This window comes from Psychrobacter sp. CAL346-MNA-CIBAN-0220 (genome assembly GCF_040309805.1).
Taxonomy (GTDB): Bacteria; Pseudomonadota; Gammaproteobacteria; order Pseudomonadales; family Moraxellaceae; genus Psychrobacter.
In genome coordinates, this window is sequence record NZ_JBEOPF010000464.1 from 1 (window position 1) to 257 (window position 257).

1 protein-coding gene is annotated in these 257 nt (G+C 44.0%); it reads left to right on the forward strand.

The annotated features are described in order from the left end of the window. Positions 1-61 precede the first annotated feature (61 nt). Positions 62-257 (forward strand): alpha-amylase family glycosyl hydrolase (locus AAEY88_RS14380; protein ID WP_350563481.1); only part of this gene is annotated, 196 nt, incomplete at its 3' end.

Below are 257 nucleotides of genomic sequence, written 5' to 3' on the forward strand. Positions count from 1 at the left end.
CTTAACAAATGATTATTCAAGTGAATATATTAGAACTACGGTTCAAACTCTTGAACAACGTATGACTGAGGGTTGGCCGTGTTGGGCATTTAGCAACCATGATGTAGAGCGCGTAGCAAGTCGCTGGAGCGAAAATGGCGAAATAAACCCTCAGCAATGTAAAATGCTAACCGCCCTACTTGCTTCCCTTCGTGGCAGTGTGTGTATGTACCAAGGTGAAGAATTAGGTTTAGGTGAAGCATCTGTCGCCTTTGAAG